Annotated in this window: 6 protein-coding genes; all 6 read left to right on the top strand. The window is 69.8% G+C overall.

What is annotated here, in order from left to right; genetic code table 11:
• A partial coding sequence (locus E3T48_RS16785) for a hypothetical protein (protein WP_166789718.1) occupies window positions 1-226 on the top strand: 226 nt, incomplete at its 5' end.
• Window positions 227-237: 11 nt separating this feature from the next.
• Window positions 238-810 (top strand): YceD family protein, encoded by a 573-nt coding sequence (locus E3T48_RS11910; protein ID WP_134524274.1) that lies wholly within the window; start codon window positions 238-240, stop codon window positions 808-810.
• Between the two features lie 2 nt (window positions 811-812).
• Window positions 813-1,016, top strand: coding sequence for a 50S ribosomal protein L32 (rpmF, locus tag E3T48_RS11905; RefSeq protein WP_134508074.1), 204 nt, complete (start codon window positions 813-815; stop codon window positions 1,014-1,016).
• Window positions 1,017-1,139: 123 nt separating this feature from the next.
• Window positions 1,140-1,829, top strand: coding sequence for a ribonuclease III (rnc, locus tag E3T48_RS11900; protein ID WP_134524273.1), 690 nt, complete (start codon window positions 1,140-1,142; stop codon window positions 1,827-1,829).
• A 23-nt stretch (window positions 1,830-1,852) separates the two neighbouring features.
• Window positions 1,853-2,758 carry a bifunctional DNA-formamidopyrimidine glycosylase/DNA-(apurinic or apyrimidinic site) lyase gene (gene mutM / locus E3T48_RS11895; RefSeq protein ID WP_134524272.1) on the top strand — a complete coding sequence of 302 codons (906 nt, stop codon included), beginning with the start codon at window positions 1,853-1,855 and terminating at the stop codon, window positions 2,756-2,758.
• A gap of 271 nt (window positions 2,759-3,029) precedes the next feature.
• Window positions 3,030-5,547: chromosome segregation SMC family protein (locus E3T48_RS11890; RefSeq protein ID WP_134524271.1), on the top strand; the 2,518-nt coding region annotated here is incomplete at its 3' end.

Genomic DNA, 5,547 nt, shown 5'->3' with positions numbered 1-5,547 from the left:
TCTGCGGCGGCTTCTGGTGGCCGCCGAGCGCCAGCGCTTCGGCCGGCCCGGCGGCGACGCGCCGGGCGCGGCTTCCGCGGGTCTGGCCGCGGACCTCGACCAGGTCACCCGCGCGATCCACGCCGGCGCCCCGGTGCCGGTGCGCATCCGTGCGATCGTGCTGCCTGCCTCGGTGCGGAAGCCGTCGAGGGTGGCACGGAACGAGAGCCTGCCCGCGGACGCGTAGAATCTCCCACCGTGACCAAGTTTAAGAAGACCCCGTACAAGGTCGATGTGCGCGACCTCATCAACCGGCCAGGCACCATGCACGAGCGCCACCTCGACATCGTCGTGCCCGGTGACCTCGGAGAGGGTCTGGTTGCCGTCAAAGCCGGTTCCGCGCTGACAGTCAACCTGCGCCTGGAGACCCTGCACGAGGGCATCCTCGTGTCCGCCCAGATCTCCGGACAGGCCGCCGGCGAGTGCGGAAGATGCCTGATTGACATCGAGTTGCCTGTCCAAGTCGAGTTTCACGAGCTTTTCGCGTACTCTCTAGACGAAGCTTATGAGTGTGAAGTTCAAGATGACCACGTGGATCTTGAACCTCTGATCAGGGATGCAGTGGTGTTATCACTGCCTTTCCAGCCGGTTTGCCGGCCGGATTGCCCAGGTCTCGACCCAGAGACCGGGCAGCGGCTTGCCGAGGCCCCTGAACTCGAACCAGAAGAAAAGCGCGATCCCCGGTGGGCCGCGCTGATGGAATTCCAGGCTTCCGCAAGCATCGGCACGGATGAAGACATCCAGGCTGAATCAGATAGAGAAGAGAAGTAGTCATGGCAGTCCCGAAGCGCAAGCAATCACGCTCGAACACCCGCTCACGTCGTTCCTGCTGGAAGGCCGAAGCCCCCACCCTGGTGAAGACCATGGAAAACGGCAAGGTCGTCTATAGCCTCCCCCACCGTGCCAAGGTCGTCACCGACGCCGCCGGCACCGCGATGTTCATGGAGTACAAGGGCCGCAAGGTCGCTGACGTCTAGTCAGAAGGTTTTTGGCCAGCAGATGCCGGATCGTCTGATGCCGCGCCGACGAATGACGAGCAGCCCGAATCAGGGACGCTTCGCCTCGAGGCGCGGCATCGGCCTGTGCCGGGCGGTCGGCGCATGAGCACCGACGCATCCGGGATCTCGGCTCTTCCGGCGATCCTCGGCGTATCGATCGACCCGGGCCTGCTCGAACTCGCACTGACCCACCGCTCGTACGCGTACGAGCACGGCGGCGTGCCCACGAACGAACGCCTCGAATTCCTCGGTGACTCGATCCTCGGCCAGGCCGTCACGGTCATGCTCTACCGTGAGTTCCCGCGCCTCGACGAGGGAAGCCTCGCCAAGCGCAGGGCCAGCCTCGTGTCGAGCGTCGCCCTCGCCGAAATCGCACGCGGCATCGGTCTGGGCGAGTTCATCCGCCTCGGCCGCGGTGAGATCCTCACCGGCGGACGAGACAAGGGTTCGATCCTCGCCGACACCGTCGAGGCGCTGATCGGCGCGGTCTACCTCGACTCGGGAGCCTCGGCCGCGTCGGCGCTCGTGCTGCGCCTGATCGCACCGTTGCTGAACGACCCGGGCCACTTCGGAGTCTCGATGGACCCGAAAACGAGCCTGCAGGAGGCCGCCGCCCGGCTCGGTTCCGGAGTGCCCGTCTACGAGATCGCCGAAAGCGGTCCCGACCACTCGAAGGTCTTCATCGCGACCGTCACCGTGGGCATCATCACCGCGACCGGTGAGGGTACGAGCAAGAAGCACGCCGAGATGGCCGCGGCGCTCGGCGCCTGGACCGTGCTCAGCGACCTCTGACCCCCGGCTGAAAGGCGCGTGACATGCCCGAACTTCCCGAGGTGGAGGTCGTCCGGTCGGGGATCGAACCGGCGGCCACCGGCGCCGTGATCGCCGCCGTCGAGGTGTTCGAGGAACGCTCGCTGCGCCGCCACGACCCCGTGCCCGGCTCGTTCGCCGGGCTGCTCGAGGGCCGGCGCATCCTCGGCGCCGTGCGTCGCGGCAAGTTCCTCTGGCTGCCGCTGGAGTCGGGGCGAGCCCTCGTCATCCACCTGGGCATGAGCGGGCAGGTGCTCCTCCGGACCCCTGGCTCCGACGCAGACCGGATGCTCCGGGTGCGCCTGCACCTCGACCACCCCGCGCACGGCGAACTCTGGCTCCATTTCGTCGACCAGCGCATCTTCGGCAGCATGGCGGTCGACACGATGCAACCGACGCGCGACGGCCTGGCGGCGGGTCACTCCGGAGCGGCGTCAGGGGACTGGTCGACGCTGATTCCGTCGCAGGTGGCCCACATCGCCCGGGATCCGATCGACCCTGCGTTCTCCTCGGAGGCGTTCCTGGCCGCCCTTGCCCGCAGGAAGACGGGCGTCAAACGGGCTCTCCTCGACCAGACCCTGATCAGCGGCATCGGCAACATCTATGCCGACGAGGCGCTCTATGCCGCCCGCCTGCACTTCGACCAGCCCGCCGAGTCGTTGTCCAGGGTCAGGGCGAGGCTCCTGCTCGACTCGGTGCGAGTCATCCTGGGACGTGCACTCGCGGAGGGCGGCACCAGTTTCGACGCCCAATACGTGAACGTCAACGGCGAATCCGGCTATTTCTCACACAGCCTCGCCGCGTACGGGCAGCAGGGCAAACCGTGCCCGCGCTGCGGCACCATCCTGATCCGACAGCAGTTCATGAACCGGTCGTCCCACCTCTGCCCGCGCTGCCAGCGGCTGCGCTGACCTGACCGGCGGACGTCCTGCGCCCCGCCCCTCGCGGCCCGCCCGCCGTCGAATTCGACGGAGAATTTGAGCAAACCCGGCCCGTGGCATCCGTTTCAGCCCCAAATCGGCAAAATCTCCGTCGAATTCGACGGGCCCGCGCCTCCCCGGCCCGGCGCGATCTGTCCGGTACCGTTGATCCAGGCGGCAGACCCGCAGGACGCAGGACAGACCCGCAGGAGCAGGACAGACCCGCAAGACACTGGTACAGACGGCCGGAAAGGGCGCAGCGTTGTATTTGAAGAGCCTCACCCTCAAGGGGTTCAAGTCGTTCGCGCAGCCCACGACCTTCGCCTTCGAGCCCGGAGTGACGTGCGTGGTCGGCCCGAACGGCTCCGGCAAGTCGAACGTGGTCGACGCGCTCGCCTGGGTGATGGGGGAGCAGGGCGTCAAGACCCTCCGCGGCGGCAAGATGGAGGACGTGATCTTCGCCGGCACGTCGACGAAGGGCCCGCTCGGCCGGGCCCAGGTGACGCTGACGATCGACAACGCCGACGGCGCCCTCCCGATCGACTACTCGGAGGTCACGATCTCCCGCACCCTGTTCCGCAACGGGGCGAGCGAATACGCCATCAACGGGCAGACCTGCCGCCTCCTCGACGTGCAGGAACTGCTCAGCGACTCTGGCCTCGGCCGGGAGATGCACGTCATCGTCGGCCAGGGGCAGCTCGACGCCGTGCTCCGGGCCAGCCCGGAGGAACGGCGCGGCTTCATCGAGGAGGCTGCCGGCATCCTCAAACACCGCCGGCGCAAGGAGAAGACCCTCCGAAAGCTTGACGCGATGCAGGCCAACCTGACCCGGCTCAGCGACCTCGCCGGGGAGATCCGGCGTCAGCTCAAACCCCTCGGCCGCCAGGCCGAGGTGGCGCGCGAGGCCCAGGGGATCGCAGCGGTCGTGCGCGACGCCCGGGCGCGGCTGCTCGCGGACGACGTGGTCGCGTTGCGCACCGCCCTCGACGCGCACGGGCGCACCGAGAGTGAGCGCCACACCGAGCGCATCGTCCTGCAGGAACAGCTCGATCAGAAGCGGCTGCGCCTGCGCAAGCTCGAAGAGGCCCAGATCGGCGACGCCGTCGACCTGGCCCGGCGCACGAGTTTCGGACTCGAGTCCGTGCAGGAACGCCTCCGGGGGCTGTACACCCTGGCCAACCAGCGCCTGGCCCTGCTCGCCGACCAGGCCGAGTCCGTCGAGACCGGGCCGAGCGTGACCCCGGCCATGCTGCGGGATGCCGCCGCGGAAGTCGACGCGCTCCGGGAGCGGATCGGCCTGTCCGAGACCCGGCACGCGAACGCTCGCGAGGCATCCGCCGCCGCGCGCGGCCGGCTCGACACGCTCGACGTGGAGATCGCCGCCCAGGCGGCACTGGTCTCCCGCCACGACCTCGAGGTCTCCGCACTGAAGGGGCAGGCCGAGACCGCGGCGTCCCGGCTGGCCTCGGTCAGGGGAGAGGTGCTCCGCCAGCAGAACGCATTCGACGCAGCCAGCGGGCGGGTCGATGCGGCCCAGGCCGCGCTCGACGCGCTCGACGCCGACGCCGGGACCGCCGACGCCGACGGTGCCGACCTTGCCGAGGCGTGCGAACGCTCCCAGGCCGTCGTGACCGAGGCCGAGGCTGAGGTGGAGCGCCTGCGCGAGGAACTGCACACGCTCGAGCGCGAACGTGACGCGCTCGCGGCACGTACGGGCGCCCTCTCGCTCGCTCTGGACCAGAAGGACGGCTCGTCCGCGCTCGTCGCCCAGGTGCTGACCGGCATCCGTGGCCTCGTCGCCGAACATGTGCACGTGCACCCGGGTTACGAGGCCGCGATCGCCGCCGCCCTCGGTTCGCTGGCCGACGCCGTGCTCGCGGAGACGAGGGATGCCGCCTTCGACGCCATCGACACTGCGCACGCCGACGACCTCGGCCGGGTCGAACTCATCGTCGCCGGGAGCACGGGCCCCGGAATCGTCGACCGGCCCGACCGCTCCGACCGGCCCGACCTCTCCGACAGGCCCGGCCTGGCCTGGGCGCGCTCGGTCGTCGAGGCCCCGGCAGGAGTTCTCGCGTTGCTCGAACAGATGGTTGTCGCCGATGACCTCGAGTGTGCGAGGGCCGCGGAGGAACTGTTGGTCGGCGGCGCCACCGCGCCGCTGACGATCATCACCCTGGCCGGCGACGTGCTCAGCGAGCACGTGCTGCGCGGAGGTTCCGGCGCCCGGCGGAGCAGGCTCGAATTGGTCGCCGACCGGGACGCGGCCGCCGACCGACTCCGCGAGGTCCGGTCCCTGGTCGACCGGGTGAGCGCCGACCTTGCCGAACAGCGCGGCCTGCTGCGAAACGGCAAGGAACAGTTCTCCACTGCGCGTGCCGCGCAGCGGGAATCCGACTCCCGCGTCACCGCCCACGCCGAGAGGACCGGCCGGGCCACCGTGCAGGTCCAGTCGGCAGCCGCCGAGCTCGATCGGCTCTCGACCGGCCTGCGCCTGGCGGGCGAAGCCGTCGCCGGCGCCGAGGTCGAGTCCGCTCGCACCTCCGCGCAGTTGGAGGCGCTGCGGGCGCGACCTCGCCCTGTCCTCGACGTGAGTGCGCGCGACGCCGTCTACGCGGAGGTGGAGGCCGCCCGTGAGACCGAGATCGAGTGCCGCCTGCAGGTGGAAACCGCCAGGGAGCGGGTGCGGGCGGGCCAGGCCAGGAGCGCCGCCCTCGCCAGGCGGCTCGAGGCCGACCGGGCGGCAGCCGAGGAGGCGGCCAGGCGCGCGGTGGTCCGGC

It is taken from the genome of Cryobacterium fucosi (genome assembly GCF_004403515.1).
Taxonomy (GTDB): Bacteria; Actinomycetota; Actinomycetes; order Actinomycetales; family Microbacteriaceae; genus Cryobacterium; species Cryobacterium fucosi.
Note: the sequence above shows the minus strand (reverse complement) of the source record. Positions and strands in the feature narration are given on the sequence as shown.